Source organism: Erwinia sp. HR93 (assembly GCF_034555055.1).
GTDB lineage: Bacteria > Pseudomonadota > Gammaproteobacteria > Enterobacterales > Enterobacteriaceae > Apirhabdus > Apirhabdus apintestini.
Window position 1 is genome coordinate 1,529,888 of sequence record NZ_JAXUDP010000001.1, and the last position, 21,844, is coordinate 1,551,731.

18 protein-coding genes and 1 pseudogene are annotated in these 21,844 nt (G+C 50.9%); 13 read left to right on the forward strand and 6 right to left on the reverse strand.

Features of this window, described 5'->3' with window-relative positions:
* From murD to mutT, 12 genes and pseudogenes are all read left to right on the forward strand, one after another.
* Window positions 1-1,317: a UDP-N-acetylmuramoyl-L-alanine--D-glutamate ligase gene (gene murD, locus SFA31_RS07085; protein ID WP_322837346.1), complete on the forward strand. Its 1,317-nt coding sequence runs from the start codon at window positions 1-3 to the stop codon at window positions 1,315-1,317.
* Complete coding sequence (gene ftsW, locus SFA31_RS07090; RefSeq protein WP_322837347.1) at window positions 1,317-2,561, forward strand: cell division protein FtsW; 1,245 nt, start codon at window positions 1,317-1,319, stop codon at window positions 2,559-2,561. The genes murD and ftsW overlap by 1 nt, the downstream gene beginning before the upstream one ends.
* Window positions 2,558-3,619 (forward strand): undecaprenyldiphospho-muramoylpentapeptide beta-N-acetylglucosaminyltransferase, encoded by a 1,062-nt coding sequence (gene murG / locus SFA31_RS07095; protein WP_322837348.1) that lies wholly within the window; start codon window positions 2,558-2,560, stop codon window positions 3,617-3,619. Before ftsW ends, murG begins: the two co-directional genes overlap by 4 nt.
* A 67-nt stretch (window positions 3,620-3,686) precedes the next feature.
* Window positions 3,687-5,165, forward strand: a complete 1,479-nt coding sequence (gene murC / locus SFA31_RS07100) for a UDP-N-acetylmuramate--L-alanine ligase (RefSeq protein ID WP_322837349.1) — start codon at window positions 3,687-3,689, stop codon at window positions 5,163-5,165.
* A pseudogene (locus SFA31_RS07105) lies at window positions 5,155-6,046 on the forward strand (D-alanine--D-alanine ligase). Before murC ends, SFA31_RS07105 begins: the two are co-directional and overlap by 11 nt.
* 1 nt (window position 6,047) lies before the next feature.
* Window positions 6,048-6,875 carry a cell division protein FtsQ gene (gene ftsQ, locus SFA31_RS07110; RefSeq protein WP_322837350.1) on the forward strand — a complete coding sequence of 276 codons (828 nt, stop codon included), beginning with the start codon at window positions 6,048-6,050 and terminating at the stop codon, window positions 6,873-6,875.
* Window positions 6,872-8,128 carry a cell division protein FtsA gene (gene ftsA / locus SFA31_RS07115; protein ID WP_322837351.1) on the forward strand — a complete coding sequence of 419 codons (1,257 nt, stop codon included), beginning with the start codon at window positions 6,872-6,874 and terminating at the stop codon, window positions 8,126-8,128. Before ftsQ ends, ftsA begins: the two co-directional genes overlap by 4 nt.
* 59 nt (window positions 8,129-8,187) lie before the next feature.
* Window positions 8,188-9,345: a cell division protein FtsZ gene (gene ftsZ / locus SFA31_RS07120; RefSeq protein WP_322837352.1), complete on the forward strand. Its 1,158-nt coding sequence runs from the start codon at window positions 8,188-8,190 to the stop codon at window positions 9,343-9,345.
* 101 nt (window positions 9,346-9,446) lie between these two features.
* The gene (gene lpxC / locus SFA31_RS07125; protein ID WP_322837353.1) at window positions 9,447-10,364 is read left to right on the forward strand and encodes a UDP-3-O-acyl-N-acetylglucosamine deacetylase; all 918 of its coding nucleotides are present in this window, start codon (window positions 9,447-9,449) and stop codon (window positions 10,362-10,364) included.
* Between the two features lie 590 nt (window positions 10,365-10,954).
* Window positions 10,955-11,458, forward strand: coding sequence for a secA translation cis-regulator SecM (gene secM, locus SFA31_RS07130; RefSeq protein WP_322839323.1), 504 nt, complete (start codon window positions 10,955-10,957; stop codon window positions 11,456-11,458).
* Window positions 11,459-11,516: 58 nt separating this feature from the next.
* On the forward strand, window positions 11,517-14,222 hold the full coding sequence (gene secA / locus SFA31_RS07135; RefSeq protein WP_322837354.1) for a preprotein translocase subunit SecA: 2,706 nt from the start codon (window positions 11,517-11,519) through the stop codon (window positions 14,220-14,222).
* Window positions 14,223-15,147: 925 nt separating this feature from the next.
* Window positions 15,148-15,540 carry an 8-oxo-dGTP diphosphatase MutT gene (mutT, locus tag SFA31_RS07140; RefSeq protein ID WP_322837355.1) on the forward strand — a complete coding sequence of 131 codons (393 nt, stop codon included), beginning with the start codon at window positions 15,148-15,150 and terminating at the stop codon, window positions 15,538-15,540.
* A gap of 52 nt (window positions 15,541-15,592) precedes the next feature.
* Here mutT and yacG read toward each other — a convergent pair whose 3' ends face one another.
* Genes yacG through coaE form a run of 3 tightly spaced genes read right to left on the reverse strand, consistent with a single transcriptional unit; the run spans window position 15,593 to window position 17,166 of the window.
* A complete protein-coding gene (yacG, locus tag SFA31_RS07145) occupies window positions 15,593-15,790 on the reverse strand; it encodes a DNA gyrase inhibitor YacG (RefSeq protein WP_322837356.1) in 198 nt (65 codons plus the stop codon).
* 12 nt (window positions 15,791-15,802) lie between these two features.
* A complete protein-coding gene (gene zapD, locus SFA31_RS07150) occupies window positions 15,803-16,546 on the reverse strand; it encodes a cell division protein ZapD (RefSeq protein WP_322837357.1) in 744 nt (247 codons plus the stop codon).
* Window positions 16,546-17,166, reverse strand: a complete 621-nt coding sequence (gene coaE / locus SFA31_RS07155; RefSeq protein ID WP_322837358.1) for a dephospho-CoA kinase — start codon at window positions 17,164-17,166, stop codon at window positions 16,546-16,548. Before coaE ends, zapD begins: the two co-directional genes overlap by 1 nt.
* Window positions 17,167-17,434: 268 nt before the next feature.
* On the opposite strand from coaE, the gene SFA31_RS07160 reads away from it, so the two are divergent.
* Window positions 17,435-18,478 carry a GMP reductase gene (locus SFA31_RS07160; RefSeq protein ID WP_322837359.1) on the forward strand — a complete coding sequence of 348 codons (1,044 nt, stop codon included), beginning with the start codon at window positions 17,435-17,437 and terminating at the stop codon, window positions 18,476-18,478.
* Window positions 18,479-18,516: 38 nt separating this feature from the next.
* Here SFA31_RS07160 and hofC read toward each other — a convergent pair whose 3' ends face one another.
* The 3 genes from hofC to ppdD are packed head-to-tail and all read right to left on the reverse strand — an operon-like array spanning window position 18,517 to window position 21,543.
* A complete protein-coding gene (gene hofC, locus SFA31_RS07165; protein WP_322837360.1) occupies window positions 18,517-19,734 on the reverse strand; it encodes a protein transport protein HofC in 1,218 nt (405 codons plus the stop codon).
* Entirely contained in the window at window positions 19,712-21,100 is a 1,389-nt protein-coding gene (gene gspE, locus SFA31_RS07170; RefSeq protein ID WP_322837361.1) for a type II secretion system protein GspE, read from the reverse strand. The genes hofC and gspE overlap by 23 nt, the downstream gene beginning before the upstream one ends.
* A gap of 5 nt (window positions 21,101-21,105) precedes the next feature.
* The gene (gene ppdD / locus SFA31_RS07175) at window positions 21,106-21,543 is read right to left on the reverse strand and encodes a prepilin peptidase-dependent pilin (RefSeq protein ID WP_322837362.1); all 438 of its coding nucleotides are present in this window, start codon (window positions 21,541-21,543) and stop codon (window positions 21,106-21,108) included.
* Between the last annotated feature and the right edge of the window lie 301 nt (window positions 21,544-21,844).

Here is a 21,844-nt window from a genome sequence, read left to right on the forward strand (position 1 = left end):
ATGGCGGATTATCAGGGTAAAAAGGTTGTCATCATAGGGTTGGGGCTCACCGGCCTTTCTTGCGTGACATTCTTCCTGGAGCGCGGGGTGATTCCCCGCGTTATGGATACCCGAGTTTCGCCCGCCGGTCTGGATAAACTGCCGGACAGCGTAGCCTGCCACACCGGCAGCCTGAATGAGGAATGGCTGCAAGAAGCCGATTTGATTGTTGCCAGTCCGGGCATTGCGCTGTCGACGCCGGCTTTAGCCAATGCGGCCGCGTCCGGGATTGAAATCGTAGGCGATATTGAGCTGTTTTGTCGGGAAGCACAGGCACCGATTGTCGCGATCACCGGGTCTAACGGCAAAAGCACCGTTACCCGGCTGGTGGGCGAAATGGCGCAGGCCGCTGGCGTTAATGTCGGCGTAGGCGGAAACATAGGCCTGCCCGCATTAATGCTGCTTGATCCTGCCCGCGAGCTTTATGTTCTCGAATTGTCCAGTTTTCAGCTTGAAACAACGTACAGCCTGCGGGCCGCAGCGGCAACGGTATTGAATATCTCAGAAGATCATATGGATCGTTACCCGCTTGGATTACAGCAATACCGGGCGGCGAAACTGCGTATCTATGAAGAAGCTCAGGTCTGCGTTGTCAATGCGGATGATGCACTGAGCATGCCCGCACGCGGCGCAGACGCGCGCTGCGTTAGCTTTGGCGTAGATTTCGGGGATTATCATCTTAATCATCAGCAGGGAGATACCTGGCTGCGGGTGGCGGGAGAAAAAATCCTCAACGTTAACGAAATGCATTTAACGGGCCAGCATAATTACACCAATGCGCTGGCCGCGCTGGCGCTGGCGGATGCGGTGCATTTACCGCGTGCCAGCAGTCTGAAAGCATTAACTACGTTTACCGGCCTGCCGCATCGCTTCCAGCTGGCGCTAATGCGTAACGGCGTGCGCTGGATTAATGATTCTAAGGCGACGAATGTCGGTAGCACCGAAGCTGCGCTCAACGGCCTGCAGGTGGATGGTACGCTGCATTTGCTGCTTGGCGGTGATGGTAAAGCGGCGGATTTTTCTCCGCTAGCCCCGTATGTTCAAACAGAGCGCGTTCGCCTGTACTGTTTTGGACGTGATGGCGCCGAACTGGCCGCGCTAAGCCCGGATAACGCGGAATTAACCGAGACGCTGGAACAGGCGATGCAGCGTATTGCTCAGCGCGTTCAGCCGGGTGATACGGTGCTACTATCGCCTGCCTGCGCGAGCCTCGATCAGTTTAAGAACTTTGAACAGCGCGGCGATTGTTTTACTGCGTTAGCGAAGGAGCTAGGCTAATGCGGTTGACCCTGCCCCGTTTTCGAATTCCGCGCATCCCCGGGATGTTTATTCTGGCATGGTTGGCAACGGCTATAAAAAGCTGGGTAATGGGGTCGCGTGAGGCTGATGCTAACAGCATGGCTTTATACGATCGCACTCTGCTATGGCTAACGCTTGGGCTGGCTGCAATCGGGTTCATAATGGTGACATCCGCCTCCATGCCGGTAGGGCAGCGTCTGGCAAATGATCCCTTCTTGTTTGCTAAACGCGACGGGCTGTATCTCATTTTGGCCTTTTTGCTGGCGCTGATTACGCTGCGATTGCCGATGACCTTCTGGCAGCGCTATAGCGCGCCGATGCTGCTGGCCTCTATTGTTATGCTGCTGATTGTGCTGGTCGTCGGCAGTTCGGTAAACGGGGCTTCGCGCTGGATTTCGTTAGGGCCACTGCGTATTCAGCCCGCTGAATTCTCCAAACTATCGCTTTTTTGCTACCTGGCGAATTACCTGGTGCGTAAAGTAGATGAAGTGCGCAATAACCTGCGCGGCTTCTTAAAGCCGATGGGCGTTATTCTTATCATGGCTATTCTACTGCTGGCGCAGCCCGACCTGGGTACGGTGGTGGTACTGTTTGTCACCACTCTGGCGATGCTGTTTCTTGCGGGCGCAAAGCTGTGGCAGTTTTTGGCAATTATTGGAATGGGCATCGTCGCCGTAATATTACTGATTTTGGCTGAGCCTTATCGTATGCGCCGCGTGACCTCATTCTGGAATCCCTGGGATGACCCTTTTGGTAGCGGTTACCAGCTTACGCAATCGCTAATGGCGTTTGGACGCGGCGAACTGTGGGGGCAAGGGCTCGGGAACTCAATTCAAAAGCTGGAGTATTTACCCGAAGCGCATACCGACTTTATCTTCGCCATTATTGGCGAGGAACTGGGATATATCGGTGTGGTATTAGCGCTATTAATGGTATTCTTCGTCGCTTTTCGGGCGATGTCTATTGGACGTAAAGCACTGGAAATCGATCATCGGTTCTCCGGCTTCCTCGCGTGTTCCATCGGAATTTGGTTTAGCTTTCAGGCGCTGGTTAATGTGGGCGCGGCGGCAGGTATGCTGCCGACGAAGGGGCTTACGTTGCCGCTGATTAGCTACGGTGGTTCTAGCCTGCTGATTATGTCGACGGCAATTATGATGCTGTTGAGAATTGATTACGAAACGCGCCTGACAAAAGCGCAGGCGGTGACAAGGAGCGCACGATGACGCGGCGACTGATGGTTATGGCCGGTGGCACGGGCGGTCACGTTTTCCCGGGGCTTGCGGTTGCGCATGCGCTCATGGCGCAGGGCTGGCAAGTCCGCTGGCTTGGTACCGCAGACCGAATGGAAGCCGAGTTGGTGCCTCGCCACGGCATTGAGATTGATTTTATTCGCATCTCAGGGCTGCGTGGCAAAGGCGTTAAAGCGCTGCTTTTGGCGCCCTGGCGTATTTTCAATGCCTGGCGCCAGGCGCGCCGCATTATGAAAAACTTTCAGCCGGATGCGGTGTTAGGCATGGGGGGATATGTTTCCGGCCCCGGTGGCCTGGCCGCATGGTCTCTCGGTATTCCCGTGGTGCTGCATGAGCAAAATGGTATTGCCGGGTTAACCAATAAATGGCTGTCTAAAATCGCGACCACGGTTTTGCAGGCCTTTCCCGGCGCGTTTCCCGGTGCTGCGACGGTTGGCAATCCGGTGCGTGAAGATGTGCTGGCGCTCGCTCCTCCCGAAGATCGCCTGGCGGGCCGTGAAGGGCCGGTGCGCGTGCTGGTTATTGGCGGTTCACAGGGCGCACGCATTTTAAATCAAACGCTGCCGCAGGTAGCGGCAGCGCTGGGCGAACGTATTACGATTTGGCACCAGACCGGCAAAGGCGCTCAGCGGAGCGTTGAACAGGCCTACGCTGAGGTGGGGCAGCCTGAACACAAAGTGACGGAATTTATTGATGATATGGCGGCAGCCTACGCCTGGGCCGATGTGGTGGTGTGTCGTTCCGGCGCGCTAACGGTAAGTGAGGTTGCGGCGGCAGGCCTGCCGGCGCTGTTTGTCCCATTCCAGCATAAAGATCGCCAGCAGTACTGGAATGCGCTGCCGCTGGAGAAAGCAGGCGCGGCGCAGATCCTCGAACAGCCGCAGTTTTCCGCTCAGGCCGCGGTGGATGTCTTGTCTGGCTGGACGCGGCCAGTGCTATTGGAAATGGCGATTAAAGCGCGCGCGGCGGCTATACCCGATGCGACGCAGCGGGTTGCTAATGCGGTAATCAGTGCCGCAGGTAACGCATGATTTTTTTGCGGGCGCCATATTGCGCCCCAGGTAATAAAGAGTTGAGGGCGAAGGCCCGGATTAAAGCATGAATACACAACAACTGGCGAAACTGCGTTCTATTGTCCCCGAAATGCGTCGCGTGCGACATATCCATTTCGTTGGCATTGGCGGTGCTGGCATGGGCGGCATCGCCGAAGTGCTGGCGAATGAAGGCTATCAAATCAGCGGGTCTGATTTGGCGCCTAACCCCGTGACGCAGCAGTTGTCTGAGCTTGGCGCAACGATTTATTTCAATCATCGCCCTGAAAATGTGCGCGATGCGAGCGTTGTCGTGGTTTCCACGGCAATTTCAATGGAGAACCCGGAGATTGTCGCTGCGCATGAGCTACGTATTCCCGTTATTCGCCGTGCGGAAATGCTGGCTGAACTCATGCGCTTTCGCTACGGCATTGCCGTGGCAGGGACGCACGGTAAAACGACGACTACGGCGATGGTCGCGAATATTTACGCCGAGGCCGGGCTGGATCCGACATTTGTGAATGGTGGCCTGGTAAAGTCGGCCGGCACGCATGCCCGGCTTGGGAATAGCCGCTATTTAATAGCCGAAGCAGATGAAAGCGATGCGTCATTTTTACATCTGCAGCCGATGGTCTCTATTGTGACAAATATTGAAGCCGATCACATGGATACCTATCAGGGCGATTTTGAAAACCTGAAGCAGACATTTATCAGCTTTTTACACAACTTGCCTTTTTATGGGCGCGCCGTGATGTGCGTCGACGACGGTGTGATTCGCGAACTGCTGCCGCAGGTTGGCCGCCAGATTACGACCTACGGCTTTAGTGAAGATGCTGATGTGCGTATTGAAGATTATCAGCAGCGCGGCGCACAGGGGTTATTTACCCTGGTGCGTCACGGTAAGCCTGCTTTGCGCGTGTGTTTGAATGCGCCAGGCCGTCACAATGCGCTTAACGCGGCGGCGGCGGTTGCGGTGGCGACGGAAGAAGGCATCGATGACGCAGCTATATTACGTGCGCTGGAAAGTTTTCAGGGGACGGGGCGCCGCTTCGATTTCCTGGGTGAATACGCGCTGGATGAGGTTAACGGGAAAGACGGTAGCGCGATGCTGGTGGACGATTACGGTCATCATCCGACGGAAGTAGACGCCACCATTAAAGCGGCCCGCGCAGGCTGGCCGGATAAAAATCTGGTTATGGTATTTCAGCCGCACCGCTATACGCGCACGCGCGATCTCTATGACGATTTCGCCAATGTTTTATCTCAGGTCGATACATTATTAATGCTTGATGTTTACCCGGCGGGCGAAGCGCCGATTCCCGGCGCCGACAGCAGGGCGCTATGCCGCACGATCCGCGCTCGCGGTAAAGTGGATCCTATTTTGGTGCCGGACACCGAACAGGTGGCAGAAATGCTGGCACCTGTGTTGAACGGAAATGACTTAATCCTGGTGCAAGGTGCCGGGAACGTCGGCAAAATTGCAAAAAAACTGGCCGAAAATCAATTACGCTCCCACACTGAAGAGGACGAACGCCATGGCGGATAAAATTGCTGTGCTGCTGGGCGGAACTTCCGCAGAGCGTGAAGTGTCGTTACAGTCAGGAAGCGCAGTGTTAGCGGGGCTGCGCGAAGCGGGGTTTGATGCGTACGCTATTGACCCGCGTGAAGTTCCAGTGACCGGCCTGAAAGAAGAGGGATTTGATAAGGTTTTTATCGCGTTACACGGACGCGGCGGTGAAGACGGTACGCTGCAAGGGATGTTGGAATATCTTGGCTTACCCTATACCGGCAGCGGTGTGATGGCATCGTCCATTACGATGGATAAATTACGGACTAAGCTGCTGTGGCAAGGTGCGGGGTTACCGGTGGCGCCCTCGGTTGCGCTTAACCGCCGCAGCGCTACGTCTGGCCGCATTGGGTATGCCGGTTATTGTTAAGCCGAGCCGCGAAGGTTCAAGCGTTGGGATGTCTAAAGTTGACAGTGCTGATGCGCTGCCCGCCGCGCTCGAACTGGCTTTCGAGCACGATGATGACGTGTTGGTGGAAAAATGGCTAAGCGGGCCGGAATATACCGTCGCCGTGTTGGGCGAGGAGATCCTGCCCTCAATCCGCATTCAGCCAGCGGGCGTTTTTTATGATTACGAAGCGAAGTATTTATCGGATGACACGCAGTACTTCTGTCCGGCGGGGCTGAACGACAACCGCGAAGCGGAATTACGTGATTTGGCGCGCCGTGCCTGGCAGATATTGGGATGTAGCGGATGGGGGCGCGTGGATGTCATGCAGGATAGCGACGGTGCATTTTATCTGCTTGAGGTAAATACGGCGCCGGGCATGACCAGCCACAGCCTGGTACCCATGGCAGCTCGCCAGGCAGGGATGAGTTTCTCTGAGCTGGTGGCGCGAATTCTGGAGCTGGCAGACTAATATGTCACAGGCCGCACTGAATACACGTCCGCGTGAGGATGACCAGACGCCGCATCGCAGCAACGGGTCGCGCGTAGCAGGAATGCTTTTCCTGCTTATGGTGTTGCTCACCGTATTCGTCGGCGGCCTGATGATAGTGAACTGGATGGAAGATGCGCAGCGTCTACCGCTCTCCAGGTTAGTGTTAACCGGTGAACGGCACTATACCCGGAACGATGATGTGCGCCAGGCGGTGCTATCACTCGGCGCTCCAGGTACCTTTATGACACAGGACGTCAACGTCATTCAGCAGCAAATAGAGCGCTTGCCGTGGATTAAGCAAGCGAGCGTGCGTAAGCAGTGGCCAGACGAATTGAAGATTCATCTGGTTGAATATGTGCCGCTGGCACGCTGGAATGACCAGCATATGGTCGATGTAGATGGAAATGCATTCAGTGTGCCCGCCGAGCGTACCAGCAGGCAGGTTCTGCCGATGCTGTACGGGCCAGAAGGCAGCGAGAAAGAAGTTCTTCAGGGATATCAAACAATGAGCGCGGTGCTGGCGAAAGCGCGTTTTACCCTGAAAGAGGCGGCGATGACCGCCCGTCGCTCATGGGCGTTGACGCTAAATAACGATATTAAGCTCAACCTTGGCCGGAGTGACACGATGAAGCGTCTGAATCGTTTTGTAGAACTGTATCCGGTTTTACAGCGCCAGGCGCAAAGCGATGGCAAAAGCATTAGTTATGTTGATTTGCGCTATGACTCAGGCGCGGCGGTCGGCTGGGCGCCGGCTCCCGCCGAAGATCTTAATCAGAAACAGACTCAGGCACAGGCAGAGCAACGATGATCAAGTCGACGGACAGAAAGCTGGTAGTGGGACTGGAGATAGGCACTGCGAAGGTAGCCGCTTTAGTCGGGGAAGTTCTGCCCGACGGTATAGTGAATATTATCGGTGTAGGCAGTTGCCCGTCTCGCGGCATGGATAAAGGCGGGGTCAACGACCTTGAATCGGTAGTGAAATGCGTTCAGCGCGCTATCGATCAGGCCGAGCTTATGGCAGATTGCCAAATTTCTTCAGTCTATCTGGCACTCTCTGGCAAACATATTAGTTGCCAGAATGAAATTGGCATGGTGCCGATATCAGAAGAGGAAGTTACCCAGGAAGACGTTGAAAATGTCGTCCATACGGCAAAATCGGTGCGTGTACGCGATGAACATCGTGTTTTGCATGTTATTCCTCAGGAATATGCTATCGATTACCAGGAAGGCATTAAAAATCCGGTAGGCTTATCGGGCGTGAGAATGCAGGCAAAAGTGCATCTCATCACCTGCCATAACGATATGGCGAAAAACATCGTGAAAGCAGTTGAACGATGCGGCCTAAAAGTTGACCAACTTATTTTCGCGGGTTTGGCGTCCAGCTATTCAGTATTAACGGAAGATGAGCGCGAGCTGGGTGTCTGTGTGGTCGATATCGGTGGTGGTACAATGGACATTGCGGTATATACCGGCGGTGCCCTGCGTCACACTAAAGTCATTCCTTACGCAGGAAATGTCGTGACCAGCGATATCGCCTACGCTTTCGGTACGCCGCCGAGCGACGCTGAAGCTATTAAAGTGCGGCACGGCTGCGCTTTAGGTTCAATTGTCGGAAAAGATGAGAATGTTGAAGTCCCGAGCGTCGGTGGGCGGCCGCCGCGCAGCCTGCAGCGCCAAACGCTGGCTGAAGTCATTGAACCTCGCTACGCCGAGCTGCTAAACCTGGTGAATGAGGAAATTCTTCAGCTACAGGAGCAGCTGCGTCAGCAAGGGGTTAAGCACCATTTAGCCGCAGGCATTGTATTGACCGGCGGGGCTGCGCAAATTGAAGGGCTGGCAGAGTGCGCACAGCGCGTGTTCCATACGCAGGTGCGCATTGGGCAGCCATTAAATATCACAGGTCTCACAGATTATGCGCAGGCGTCTTATTACTCAACGGCGGTAGGGCTTTTGCACTACGGGAAAGAGACTCATCTGAGCGGTGAGGCTGAAGTGGAAAAACGTACATCAGTCGGGTCATGGTTTAAGCGCATTAATACCTGGCTTAAGAAAGAATTTTAATTTTTAAGAGATCGGAATTGTTGCGATCTCAAGCGACAGGCATAAAACGGAGAGAAACTATGTTTGAACCGATGGAACTGACCAACGACGCGGTGATTAAAGTCATCGGCGTCGGCGGCGGCGGCGGCAATGCCGTAGAGCACATGGTGCGCGAGCGCATCGAAGGGGTAGAGTTCTTCGCTGTTAATACTGACGCTCAGGCGCTGCGTAAAACGGCGGTTGGCCAGACTATCCAGATTGGTAGCGGTATTACCAAAGGGTTAGGCGCAGGCGCAAATCCTGAAGTAGGCCGTAACGCTGCGGATGAAGATCGCGAAGCGCTGCGCGCGGCGCTGGAAGGGGCGGACATGGTATTTATCGCTGCCGGTATGGGCGGCGGCACCGGTACTGGTGCAGCACCTGTTGTCGCTGAAGTGGCGAAGGATTTAGGCATACTGACCGTTGCCGTTGTCACTAAACCGTTTAATTTTGAAGGTAAAAAGCGCATGGCTTTCGCTGAGCAGGGTATTGCTGAGCTATCTAAGCATGTCGATTCGCTGATTACTATTCCTAACGATAAGCTTCTAAAAGTACTGGGGCGCGGTATCTCGCTGTTGGATGCTTTCGGCGCCGCTAACGATGTGCTTAAAGGTGCGGTTCAGGGGATAGCCGAACTGATCACTCGTCCGGGGTTGATGAACGTCGACTTTGCCGATGTGCGTACCGTGATGTCTGAAATGGGCTACGCGATGATGGGATCTGGCGTTGCTAACGGCGAAGACCGCGCGGAAGAAGCCGCAGAAATGGCGATTTCCAGTCCGCTGCTCGAAGATATCGATCTTTCTGGTGCTCGCGGCGTTCTGGTCAACATTACGGCAGGTTTCGATCTGCGTCTGGATGAATTTGAGACCGTTGGTAATACGATCCGCGCTTTTGCGTCTGATAATGCCACGGTAGTAATTGGTACCTCGCTCGATCCGGAAATGAATGATGAGCTGCGAGTTACCGTGGTTGCTACGGGCATTGGTATGGATAAGCGTCCGGAAATTACGCTGGTCACTAATAAGCAGCAGCAAATGCAGCAGCCCGCGATAGATCGCTATCAGCAACACGGTATGACGCCATTGACTCAAGAACAGAAAACCGTCGCCAAAGTGGTCAATGACAATAATGCTCAAACGACAAAAGAGCCAGATTATCTGGATATTCCGGCGTTTCTGCGTAAACAGGCCGATTAAGAATAAGCTGGAAGTTGGGTATTCCGGCTCTTTGTGCTAAACTGGCCTGCCGATTGTGATGTACACTCTCGGTTGGATAAGTAATTTGGTGAGATTATACGATGATCAAACAAAGGACATTAAAACGCATTGTTCAGGCGACTGGCGTCGGGTTACATACCGGCAAGAAAGTCTCTCTGACTCTGCGACCTGCGCCGGCTAACACCGGGGTCATCTATCGTCGCACAGACTTGAATCCACCGGTTGATTTTCCGGCTGATGCCAAATCCGTGCGTGATACCATGCTTTGTACCTGCCTGGTGAACGAGCACGATGTGCGGATTTCTACCGTCGAGCACTTAAATGCTGCTCTGGCTGGGTTAGGCATTGATAACATAGTCGTTGAAGTGAACGCACCAGAAATTCCGATCATGGATGGTAGCGCGGCGCCTTTCGTCTATCTGCTGCTCGATGCGGGTATCGAAGAACTCAATACAGCGAAGAAATTTGTTCGCATTAAGGAAACTGTCCGCGTTGAAGATGGCGATAAGTGGGCTGAGTTCAAACCGTATAATGGTTTTTCACTGGATTTTACCATTGATTTTAACCATCCGGCGATCGATGCCAGCAGTCAGCGTTATCGTATGGATTTCTCTGCTGATGCTTTTATGCGCCAGATTAGCCGTGCTCGTACCTTCGGTTTTATGCGTGATATTGAATACCTTCAGTCTCGCGGTTTGGCGCTAGGCGGAAGCTTTGATTGCGCTATTGTCGTAGATGATTATCGCGTTCTAAATGAAGATGGCCTGCGGTTTGATGACGAATTTGTTCGCCACAAAATGCTGGATGCGATAGGCGATTTGTTTATGTGTGGGCACAATATCATTGGTGCTTTCACAGCATACAAATCTGGACATGCCTTGAATAATAAGCTGCTCCAGGCTGTGCTGGCTAAACAGGAAGCCTGGGAATACGTCACTTTCGAAGACGACGCGGAATTACCGCTGGCGTTTAAAGCTCCGTCTGCAGTTCTGGCGTAATATATAGTTCAAATATTGACGGTTGATTCGTCTGGCACTCTCTCCGGCTTGGCGCATCAGCCGTTTTTTTATGCCTGCTCGCTTATCATTCTATGTATGAAGTATATCTACTCTCTATGTATCCAATAACTACTGGTATAATGAGCCTGCCACATTCACACCGTTGCATATTCTGACCTTACTTAACTTAATGCCTTCATGGCCGTGAGTTTTCGTCTAAAAAGAGCTTCCATAAATTTAGGCTCCGGCGAGGCATTTGGATAATTCTGTTAAAAAAACGCATTCCCTCCATGAATATCTTTGCAGCGTCAGAAATGATTTATGCGCCGTTTGTCAGAGAATCATGGATACTGTATTGAAGCTAACAATTCTCATGCGGATAGGGAGCCGCTCTCTGGCTTTTCAATACTAGTCATCAACATGCCTTGTCAGTTAATGGTCAGAGGAAATAGTCGTAGCGCTTTTTGCGATTTATCCCGTGCTTTATCTGCATTTATTGATTACCGGGTGCCGCTACGATGGATTAATGATATTATTTGGCACATATTTCGCGATTATGGATGCGCGATATTTTCATTTTTGGTGGCGCAGTGACAGGTATTTTCTCTCGTTGGCGACAATTTGGCAGGCGTTACTTCTGGCCGCATCTCCTGTTGGGGATGGTTGCGGCTGGCTTAGGTTTACCCGCGCTAAATAACAGCACGGATCGCGCCGCGCCTTCTGAAAATGCTACACTTCGCGCTGAGCGCCTGATAGCAGTTAACCTGAATAACTTGGTGTTGCTCCAGGAAAATAATCGTCGTGCGTCCTTTACCGTCGATTACTGGCAACAGCATGCGATTCGCACGGTAATTCGTCATCTCTCTTTTGTACTGGCTCCCTCTGCAACTCCGCCAGTTCAGGCAACCTTGCCGCTTCAGGCTCACCACACTGCACTGCTGGACACGCTTAGCGTACTGCTGACCCAAGAGCGTCCACTGGAAATTACCTCTGTACATCAGAAGGTTAATTTTGCTCCAGCACTGACTTTCAGCATTCCTTACTGGCTTAGCCGGGTCCGGGGTATTCGCGCTGGGCCACTTCACCTTAGCTAAAACTGTTTTTTTACTATTGGTGATTTTCCCGTTAAATGGGACGTTTGAGACCTTATTTATGCTAATTAAAGTATTGACTAAAGTATTTGGTAGCCGTAATGACCGTACCTTACGCCGTATGCGTAAAGCCGTTGCAAAAATTAATGCAATGGAACCGGCAATGGAACAGCTTTCTGATGATGAGCTTAAACATAAAACCGTAGAATTTCGCGATCGCTTGAGAAAAGGAGAATCGGAAGAGTCACTCCTGCCTGAAGCGTTTGCCGTAGTACGTGAAGCCAGTAAGCGCGTATTTGGCATGCGTCACTTTGATGTCCAGCTTATTGGCGGCATGGTGCTAAACGATCGCTGTATCGCTGAAATGCGTACCGGGGAAGGTAAAACTCTTACTGCGACACTGCCTGCCTATCTTAACGCGCTTAGCGGTAAGGGGGTGCATGTTGTTACCGTCAATGATTATCTTGCTCAGCGCGATGCGGAAAATAACCGTCCGCTGTTTGAATTCCTGGGGCTGTCGGTTGGCATCAATCTGCCGGGGATGCCTGCACCAGCCAAACGCGAAGCCTATGCGGCTGATATCACCTACGGTACTAATAATGAATACGGGTTTGATTATCTTCGCGATAATATGGCGTTTAGCCCGGAAGAACGCGTGCAGCGTAAGCTTCACTATGCGCTGGTGGATGAGGTCGACTCTATCCTTATCGACGAAGCTCGTACCCCACTCATCATTTCAGGGCCAGCGGAAGATAGCTCCGAGCTGTACCGCAAAGTTGATAAAATCATTCCACATTTGATTCGCCAGGAAAAAGAAGACTCCGATACTTTTCAGGGAGAGGGCCACTTCTCCGTTGATGAAAAAGCGCGCCAGGTTAACCTGACCGAGCGTGGGTTGGTGCTGGTTGAAGAATTATTAGTACGTGAAGGCATCATGGAAGAAGGCGAATCGCTTTACTCCCCGGCCAATATTATGCTGATGCATCACGTCACCGCCGCTTTACGCGCCCATGCGCTATTCACCCGAGATGTAGATTACATCGTAAAAGAGGGTGAAGTCATTATTGTTGATGAACATACCGGGCGTACCATGCAAGGGCGCCGCTGGTCTGATGGGTTGCACCAGGCCGTAGAAGCAAAAGAAGGCGTTGATATTCAGAATGAGAATCAGACGCTGGCTTCTATTACCTTCCAGAACTATTTCCGCCTTTACGTGAAACTGGCGGGAATGACGGGAACTGCTGACACCGAAGCATTTGAATTTAGTTCTATTTATAAGCTAGATACTATTGTTGTTCCTACCAACAGGCCGATGATCCGTAAAGATTTGCCCGATCTGGTTTACATGACAGAGGCAGAAAAAATTGCGGCGATAATTGAAGATATCAAAGAGCGTACGGCAAAAGGGCAGCCGGTACTGGTTGGTACTATTTCTATTGAAAAGTCAGAGTTGGTTTCTCAGGAGCTGAAAAAAGCGGGTATCCAGCATAATGTTCTGAATGCCAAGTTTCACGCACATGAAGCAGATATCGTCGCTCAGGCCGGTTATCCTGGGACGGTGACTATTGCCACGAACATGGCCGGGCGCGGTACTGACATCATGCTGGGAGGTAGCTGGCAGACAGAAGTTGCGCAGCATGAAGCTCCCAGCGAAGAACAAATTGCACAAATTAAAGCGGAATGGCAGAAGCGCCACGATGCAGTGCTGGAAGCCGGCGGTTTGCATATTATAGGCACCGAGCGCCATGAATCGCGCCGTATTGATAATCAGCTGCGTGGCCGCTCGGGGCGTCAAGGGGACGCAGGGTCTTCTCGCTTTTATCTATCAATGGAAGATGCGCTGATGCGTATTTTCGCCTCCGATCGCGTTTCAAACATGATGCGCCGGCTGGGAATGAAACCCGGTGAAGCGATTGAACATCCCTGGGTAACAAAAGCTATTGCTAATGCACAGCGTAAAGTTGAAAGTCGTAACTTCGATATTCGTAAGCAATTGCTGGAATATGATGATGTTGCAAACGATCAGCGTCGGGCCATTTATACGCAGCGTAATGAGTTGCTCGATGCTGATGATATCAGTGAAACCATCGCCAGCATTCGTGAAGATGTTTTCAAGACCACTATCGATGCGCACATTCCGCCTCAGTCTCTTGAGGAAATGTGGGATATCCCGGGGTTGCAGGAACGCCTGAAAAACGATTTTGATCTCGATATGCCGATTGCTGAATGGCTCGATAAAGAACCTGAACTGCATGAAGAGACGCTGCGTGAGCGTATTCTGCAGCGGGCAATTGAAGTCTATCAGGAGAAAGAAGAGATTGTCGGCATTGAAATGATGCGCAATTTTGAAAAAGGCGTAATGCTACAGACGCTGGATTCATTGTGGAAAGAGCACCTGGCGGCAATGGATTACCTGCGTCAGGGGATTCATTTACGTGGATATGCGCAAAAAGATCCTAAGCAAGAATATAAGCGGGAATCGTTCGCAATGTTTGCGGCAATGCTGGAGTCGTTGAAATACGAAGTGGTTAGCACACTGAGTAAGGTTCAGGTGCGGATGCCAGAAGAAGTTGAGGCGATGGAGCAGCAGCGTCGTGAAGAGGCGGAACATCTTGCCAGCATGCAGCAGCTTAGCCACCATGATGACGATGCCGAAGCGGCGGCTTCTTTAGCTGCACAAACGGGGGATCGTAAAGTAGGGCGTAACGATCCCTGCCCGTGTGGATCTGGTAAGAAATATAAACAGTGCCATGGGCGGTTAAGTTAAATATAAAGCTCAGGCTGGCATCAGCCTGAGCTAAAATAATAAAAAATGGAGGATATCTTATCCTCCATTTTCGAAATATGTAATGCTTTATAAATACATTCATCTGGATGCGTTTTATCTCTAATTGTCTATAATTTTATGCCGGAGATATTCTGGCAATCTGCAGGTTGCGGTTAGTTAGTGCTGATTGGTTAAGTTCCATTTCCCAATATTTAGCGTTTTCATAACGGATAAATACTAACTCTGATTTTATGGTCGCCTATTCAGCGGCGAATTTAGCCGCTGATGCTATCGAATATTATTCCTGATACAGGAAGACTGTTATTCCCGAATAATCCTCCTTGTTAATCATTTTAATTCGAAGACTTAAGTTAGTTATTCTTCAGAGATTTAGAGATTTAGAGATTTAGAGATTTAGAGATTTAGAGATTTAGAGATTTAGAGATTTAGAGAAAATCTTCATAGGAACACCGTTTTTCTATATTTAGGCTAATTGCATAAAGGTAAAATAGCCCTAACTAAAGCAACATCACAATAAAATATAACTATGGTAACGGCATTGATAGTTTTGTAATGCGTGATAAAGATATGATGCTGATTTATCTATTATTTCGGGATGCTTCTCACCGTGGCGCATTAGAAGCCAGCCGCACTGAGTATCCTGGTGCGGTGGTTTTTTTAATAATAATCAAATTTTGCCTTATAAAAAATGCGTATTTAAAAATTTACGACTGCTATCTGTCATCGATTTTTTCTTTCTACATTAGCAATCAGTATTCTCGTATTAACACTACGGGCAGATAGCTATTTAGGTTGGATCTGTCGCCTTGCTAAATTTCAGGGCGAAGTCGGCTCTGGCTATGGTGGCATGATATCTGTATTGTAAGGGTAATAATTTACTGGCCGGATATAGTCGGGAAACAGTATGAAGAGCTTACAAATTGCAGTAGGTATTATCTGCAACGATCGCGATGAGATTTTTATTACCGAACGTCCCTCTGGCACGCATATGGGCAACAAATGGGAGTTTCCTGGAGGAAAAATCGAAGCGAATGAAACGCCTGAACAGGCGCTAATCCGTGAATTACAGGAAGAAGTTGGCATAACGGCTACAGAATACACCCATTACGCGACACAGGAACATACTTTCCCGGACAGGCAGGTAACACTTTGGTTTTATCGGGTCGAAAAATGGCAGGGATCGCCCTGGGGCAAAGAGGGTCAGCAAGGGCAGTGGGTGGCAAGGACTGCCTTAGATTCCGCTACGTTTCCCCCGGCTAACCTTCATATTATTGAGCGCTTATTATGTGAAAAATAACTGTAGCAGCAATGTCAGTGCCAAATGCATTCCAGGCACTTAGTGTCACTCGTTAGGTGTTCCCTTCTTCGCTCCAGTTATCGCTATCCGATAATGTCCCCTGGCTGGAAATCCGTTTTTCCTCGGCGGCCCATTCCCCTAAATCAATAAGCTGGCAGCGTTTACTGCAAAAAGGACGGCAGGGGCTATTTTCTCCCCAGATAACGGGCTTTCCACAGGTTGGGCAGGTTACTACGGTGTGTTCTGACATAGTATTTCTCTATCAACAGCAGGCTAAGTCGAAATCAAAGCGGGCAGGAACACTGCCGTGCTCGCTATCGAGCGGTAAGAAGCGAATCGCAAAGCGACTTTTATGGCCAGAAACCTGAGGATAAAGCAGGCTCTCCTTCTCTAGCCGCAGGCGCAGTAAATCAGCGCCTTCCGCATTGTCCTGATAGAAACCGTTCAGGCTCGTTTGTTTACGCAGCGGTGCCGCATTACGGATCAGGTCCAGTAATAGAAAAAGCGGTTTTTTTATCGAACTCAGCGACGCCAGCCATAAATCTACCTGAGCATCGCGCGTAGGTTGACTTTGAGCAAGCCAGATATGCAGCGTAGGTAAATCGAAACTACAACAACCGCCGGGAATGCTCAGCCTTTGGCGTACCAGGCCAATGATTCGGTCTTCTCGCAGCACTTGCCCGGGGCGTGGCGCAGACATTAGCATTGTGCTGTTTTCTTTTAATTGATGACGCAATTGGGTAATACGCTCCGGGTCGACGCCGGGCACTTGCGCCCATTCCTGCAATTTACGCTGCTGGCGCTCTAACTCTTTTAGAATTTCGGTACGTATTTCACCTCGCTCGAATACATCGAGTAAGTCTCCGATATTGCGGAAAAAATGTAACGCGCTGGCGTGACTGTCGAGCGGTAATTGAGCTTCCAGTTGCTGCAATAGAAATTCCATACGTAACCAGGTACGCATTTTTTCATTCAATGGATGCTCAAAAATGATTTGGCAATGCATTACTCTTTTTCCTGTGCTACAGCCTTTGCAGCTAGCGCCAGATAGCGCTGATGCAGGCGGACGACTTCAGTGGGGATAGCCTGAGGATCGCCGTCATTATTAATAATATCATCTGCGGCCGCCAGACGCTCAGCGCGAGAGACCTGTGCGGCTATAATTTTTTCGACCTGCTCGCGACTGACACCGTCGCGTTGGATAGTTCGGCGCCTTTGCGTTTCCGGCGATACATCAACCACTAAAATACGGTTTGCCAGATTTTGAAGGTTGTTCTCAAGTAATAAAGGCACAACCCATAAAACATAAGGTGATGTCGCTACGGATATATAGTGCCGCGTACGGCATTGAATTAATGGATGGAGTAAAGCATTTAGCCACGTCTTTTCTTGTGGCATCGTAAAAATAACTTCACGTAATTTGCGCCGATTAAGCGTGCCGTCAGTATGTAAAATCTCAGAGCCAAAATGTTCGCTAATTGCTACCAGCGCTGGCTGCCCAAGTTCTACCACCTCGCGAGCTATAACGTCAGCGTCGATAATGGCTATACCTTCTCGGGAAAAAGCCGCCGCAACGGTACTTTTACCACTTCCAATCCCGCCGGTTAGTGCGACTGTATACACCATAACGCATAGCCCTGAAGGTTTATTTAGAGTAAACAGCGCGCTTTCTTCCGATTAATCAGCATGCTGCGCGAGTGTTGGCAGATGCATGGGGCGCTGTAATAATCACTCTCTCTTTTAAAAGGTAAATTAGCGGGATTGTAGCGTAAAAAAAGAACTTTTCGCAGTCTTGCGGCGCATATATTAGTGCGTATGATAGCGTTACTGGAATGGGTTGTTGTTCCGCCAATGAATGTTTACGCGACTACCGCCATTGACCAGGAATCCGCATATGCGTATTGAAGAAGATCTGAAATTAGGCTTTAAAGATGTACTTATCCGCCCGAAGCGTTCTACGCTAAAAAGCCGCTCAGAAGTAGAGCTTGAGCGCGAATTCACCTTTAAACACTCAAAAGCCACATGGTCTGGCGTTCCTATTATCGCTGCTAATATGGACACTGTTGGGACCTTTTCTATGGCGCAGGCTTTAGCGCAATTCCAGATTCTGACCGCAGTGCACAAGCATTATGATGTGAATGCCTGGCAGGCGTTTATCAGCCAGGTACCAGATTCTGTGTTAAACCATGTTATGGTTTCAACGGGTACTTCAGACGCAGATTTTGATAAAACTAACGCTATTTTGGCGCTTTCTCCGCGCCTGAAGTTTATTTGTATCGATGTCGCAAACGGTTACTCTGAACACTTTGTTCGCTTTGTGAGTAAAGCGCGTGATGCATGGCCGGACAAAACTATCTGCGCCGGTAATGTCGTTACAGGCGAAATGTGCGAGGAACTCATTCTCTCTGGCGCAGATATCGTTAAAGTTGGTATCGGGCCAGGATCGGTTTGTACCACGCGCGTTAAAACAGGGGTTGGTTATCCGCAGCTCTCGGCGGTTATTGAGTGCGCTGATGCGGCTCATGGACTGGGTGGACAAATTGTTAGCGATGGTGGTTGCACAACGCCTGGCGACGTTGCGAAAGCTTTTGGCGGTGGAGCCGATTTCGTCATGCTGGGTGGTATGCTTGCAGGCCACGAAGAAAGTGGCGGAAAGGTTATCGAAGAAAACGGTGAAAAATTCATGCTGTTTTATGGTATGAGCTCTGAATCTGCGATGAACCGGCACGTCGGCGGGGTCGCTGAATATCGCGCGGCTGAGGGAAAGACGGTAAAACTCCCGCTACGCGGACCGGTAGAATATACGGCGCGTGATATCATGGGCGGCCTGCGCTCTGCTTGCACCTATGTGGGAGCCGAGCGTTTAAAAGAGTTAACCAAAAGAACGACGTTTATTCGAGTGCAGGAGCAGGAAAACCGCGTATTTAATACGCTATAACCTTTCCTGACGATGCGTAGCCAAGCGGTTACGCATCGCTAACCCATACTTATAGCCTCCCCAAGCCTGAACACCGGCAGATAAAGAGCTATCGTTAATGTGCCCACTATCCCTCCCATTAGCGACATCATTGCAGGCTCTAGCGCTGCCGCCAGCGTATCCGCGCGATCCTGCGTTTGCTCTGTATGCCACTGCCCTAACCGCGCTAGCATGTTATCCAGCGTACCGCTCTCCTCTCCGGTACGTATCAGTTGCACGCAGAGTGGGCTAAAAGCGGTTTCCTGGGCGATAGCCTGAGATAATGGATCTCCGGATAAAAGTTTTTTTTGTACTCGCGTCAACGCCGCACGCCACCATGGATGCGTCATTGCCAGCCCAGCGGTTTCAAGCCCCTGCAGCAAAGATATTCCTGCCTGCTGTGTCAGCGCCAGGGTGGTATGAATTTGACTTAATTTTTGTCCACGCAGCAGGGCGCCTGTAAATGGCAAGGATAGCAGCCAGCGCTGTTCACGCATTTGCCAGGCCATTTGCTTACGCAGATGAGTGAAGAATGGAAAGCATAGAGCAATCGCCGCAACGACAGGAACACTATATTGTATGAGGGCATGCGATAGCGCAATGAAGGCCCGCGTCAATGAGGGGAGTGGCGTATTAAAGCTTTGATAAATAGATGCAAATTCCGGTAAAACAAAGCCCAGCATAGCTGCGCTGACTAATAGCGTGACTCCCAGAGTAAACAAAGGGTATCGCAAAGCTTTACGGATTTTTATCTGTAATTGATATTGCCGTTCCTGTTGTTCGGCGAGCCGATGGCAGCATAATTCTAATTTCCCTGTTAATTCACCGGTACGTAAAAGCGCGATAAAGAGTGGAGGAAATAGCGTTGGCCAGAGAGCCAGAGTATCTGAGAATGCTTTCCCGGTGCTGATATGCCCGGCAATTTGATTGAGCAGAGCGCGCCATCCCGGCAGTGGGTGCTGCTGGGCGATAAGTCGGCATCCGTCGTCCAGAGCGATCCCTGCCTGAAGTAACGTGGATAATTGGCGCAGTACCTCTATCTTTTGCCGCAAATGCCAGCATTTACGCCCGGGAGAGATATCACGCTTTATGCGAATGGGAATGAAACCCTGGCTAATTAGACTTGCGCGCGCTTCAGCGCGGCTACACGCCAGAATAACATCCTGTTGCAAAGCGCCAGAGCTGTCCAGCATTAGCCCGCGCCACACCTGAAGGTTAGCTTTCTGAAGCGCAAACATGTGGTACCCCTAATACGCGCCAGACCTCTTCCAGCGTGGTTAAACCTTCTCTGACGGCCTGCAGTCCGCATTCTATAAGTATATGTGTCCCATGGCGGCGGGCAATATCCTCAATAACGCTGGCCGTTTGGTTAGCGAGTATTGCTTCTTTAAGCGCTTCGTTGACCACCAGAATTTCAAACAAAGCGAGTCGGTCATAATATCCGGAGTAGCACCGTTCGCAGCCTTTGGCGCTCCAGTGTGGGAGCGGTTCGGAAGACAGCGAAGCTGGTAAATTTGCAGGAGGTTGCTCTTCCCGACAGTGGGGACACAGGCGGCGTACTAGCCGTTGAGCAATAATTAATCTGAGCGCAGATGTTAGCTGCCAGCGGGCAATCCCCATTTGTTCAAGCCGTGTTAGTGCCTCTGCGGCGGAATTGGTATGCACAGTTGAAAGAACCAGATGTCCTGTCTGTGCCGCTTTGACGGCAATTTCAGCCGTTTCTCCGTCGCGGATTTCTCCTACCATTATGATATCGGGATCCTGGCGCAGCAGTGCGCGTAGCACGGTTTGAAATGTAATCCCGGCTCGTGGATGAATCTGTGTTTGCGTTAGCCCTGGCAGAGGAAGCTCAATAGGATCTTCAACGCAGGAGATGTTCACGCTGGGTTTATTTAAAGTATGCAGCGCGCTGTAGAGCGTTAACGTTTTACCGCTACCGGTGGGGCCAGTGACTAATATCAACCCTTGCGCTGAAGCCAGCGCTTGCTCAAATTTTTTGAGAGCGCCATCAGGCATGCCTAGCGCTTCAAGGGTTAACGGACGGTTTTGTTGACGAAGCAGGCGTAATACGATTTTTTCACCATTGAGGCATGGCAGCGTCGAAATGCGTAGAGACAATTTCTCGCCATTGATGTGGTGATTAAATTGCCCGTCTTGCGGAATTCGGCGCTCGGCAATATCCAGGCTGCCAAGTATTTTAAAGCGAGCAACGACGCTTGCTGCCTGAGCGGTCGGAAATTCGGTCAGCGGGTGCAATACGCCGTCAATACGAAGCCGAATTCGGCAAGCATCGGCATCCGGCTCAACGTGTAGGTCTGATGCGCGGCGCGAGGCTGCCTGATTGAGCGCATAATTTACCAGTTGTACAGCAGACCCATTTAGCGCCGTGTTATCCGCAGTAAATTGCTCGCCTAGACGAAACTTTTCCAGGCGCTCTATATCCCAGCTTTCGATAACGATTCGTCTATTGCTGGCAAACTCCAGCGCCTCGATAAACTCTTGTGATGGCGTACCGTTAATCGCGATGCAAATTTGCTCACTGTTTACGGTGAGAATTATTGCCTGATAGCGGTGGCAAAGTGCGGCTAATTTTTCGTGATTCATCGCGGTTATTCCGCGCTAAAGCGAAAAGTATCTTCGCAGGCCTGTTTTAACGCGCCGTTATCCTGAACTTCGCATATGCGTTTCCAGCTTTGTACGCCTTCGGCATCGCTCCAGCTAGGCGTGAGCGTAATCGTAAGCCCATTCAGGCTTTGTGCACCGGCTATTATGACGGTGCCTTTTGCAACGCTAAGTCGGGACACATAGCGGCTATTCGTTGTCTCAGGGATGCCGTGGCTACCCGCGCTGCAGCCTTCAATTCCACCTTGTTCCAGTGCACAGAGTTCAACGGCCGTGCGATAAGGCATAAAAGTCTGGAGCATATCGGTGAGGGCCGCTTTACGCAGATAATTCTGCCACGCAGGGACGCCAATCGCGCTAAGAATGGCAACAATCCCGATAACAACCATTAATTCAATTAATGTAAAACCCCGTTGATGGCGCATGATATTTTCCTCCTGTTCGCGTTGGCGTTAACTGTGTCACGCAAATAAATAAGAGGCGAAAGCGCGAGTGGCGAAGTGGAATGTGGATTCCTGACAAAATAAGGGCGTTGCACACGTTGCTAAGGTTTTAGCATCCTGCTCGCTATTTATAGCGTCGGGCAGGGCACTGATCCGAATTGCATTACAGCGAGGGGAACAATATTGATATAACTGTGTGCGCCGATTATAGCTCTGATAAAAGGAGCTCAAATAGCGCGCCTGCGGCCAGTGTCTTAATGTGGTGGTTGATACGCATTGCATT

What these genes read in the sequence shown, in the direction of transcription:
- ftsZ (WP_322837352.1), top strand. Translation starts at nt 8,188, where the DNA reads ATGTTTGAACCGATGGAACTGACCAACGACGCGGTGATTAAAGTCATC.
- zapD (WP_322837357.1), bottom strand. Translation starts at nt 16,546, where the DNA reads ATGCATTGCCAAATCATTTTTGAGCATCCATTGAATGAAAAAATGCGT.
- SFA31_RS07160 (WP_322837359.1), top strand. Translation starts at nt 17,435, where the DNA reads ATGCGTATTGAAGAAGATCTGAAATTAGGCTTTAAAGATGTACTTATC.
- hofC (WP_322837360.1), bottom strand. Translation starts at nt 19,734, where the DNA reads ATGTTTGCGCTTCAGAAAGCTAACCTTCAGGTGTGGCGCGGGCTAATG.
- ftsQ (WP_322837350.1), top strand. Translation starts at nt 6,048, where the DNA reads ATGTCACAGGCCGCACTGAATACACGTCCGCGTGAGGATGACCAGACG.
- gspE (WP_322837361.1), bottom strand. Translation starts at nt 21,100, where the DNA reads ATGAATCACGAAAAATTAGCCGCACTTTGCCACCGCTATCAGGCAATA.
- murG (WP_322837348.1), top strand. Translation starts at nt 2,558, where the DNA reads ATGACGCGGCGACTGATGGTTATGGCCGGTGGCACGGGCGGTCACGTT.
- mutT (WP_322837355.1), top strand. Translation starts at nt 15,148, where the DNA reads ATGAAGAGCTTACAAATTGCAGTAGGTATTATCTGCAACGATCGCGAT.
- ppdD (WP_322837362.1), bottom strand. Translation starts at nt 21,543, where the DNA reads ATGCGCCATCAACGGGGTTTTACATTAATTGAATTAATGGTTGTTATC.
- coaE (WP_322837358.1), bottom strand. Translation starts at nt 17,166, where the DNA reads ATGGTGTATACAGTCGCACTAACCGGCGGGATTGGAAGTGGTAAAAGT.
- murD (WP_322837346.1), top strand. Translation starts at nt 1, where the DNA reads ATGGCGGATTATCAGGGTAAAAAGGTTGTCATCATAGGGTTGGGGCTC.
- secA (WP_322837354.1), top strand. Translation starts at nt 11,517, where the DNA reads ATGCTAATTAAAGTATTGACTAAAGTATTTGGTAGCCGTAATGACCGT.
- yacG (WP_322837356.1), bottom strand. Translation starts at nt 15,790, where the DNA reads ATGTCAGAACACACCGTAGTAACCTGCCCAACCTGTGGAAAGCCCGTT.
- ftsA (WP_322837351.1), top strand. Translation starts at nt 6,872, where the DNA reads ATGATCAAGTCGACGGACAGAAAGCTGGTAGTGGGACTGGAGATAGGC.
- lpxC (WP_322837353.1), top strand. Translation starts at nt 9,447, where the DNA reads ATGATCAAACAAAGGACATTAAAACGCATTGTTCAGGCGACTGGCGTC.
- murC (WP_322837349.1), top strand. Translation starts at nt 3,687, where the DNA reads ATGAATACACAACAACTGGCGAAACTGCGTTCTATTGTCCCCGAAATG.
- ftsW (WP_322837347.1), top strand. Translation starts at nt 1,317, where the DNA reads ATGCGGTTGACCCTGCCCCGTTTTCGAATTCCGCGCATCCCCGGGATG.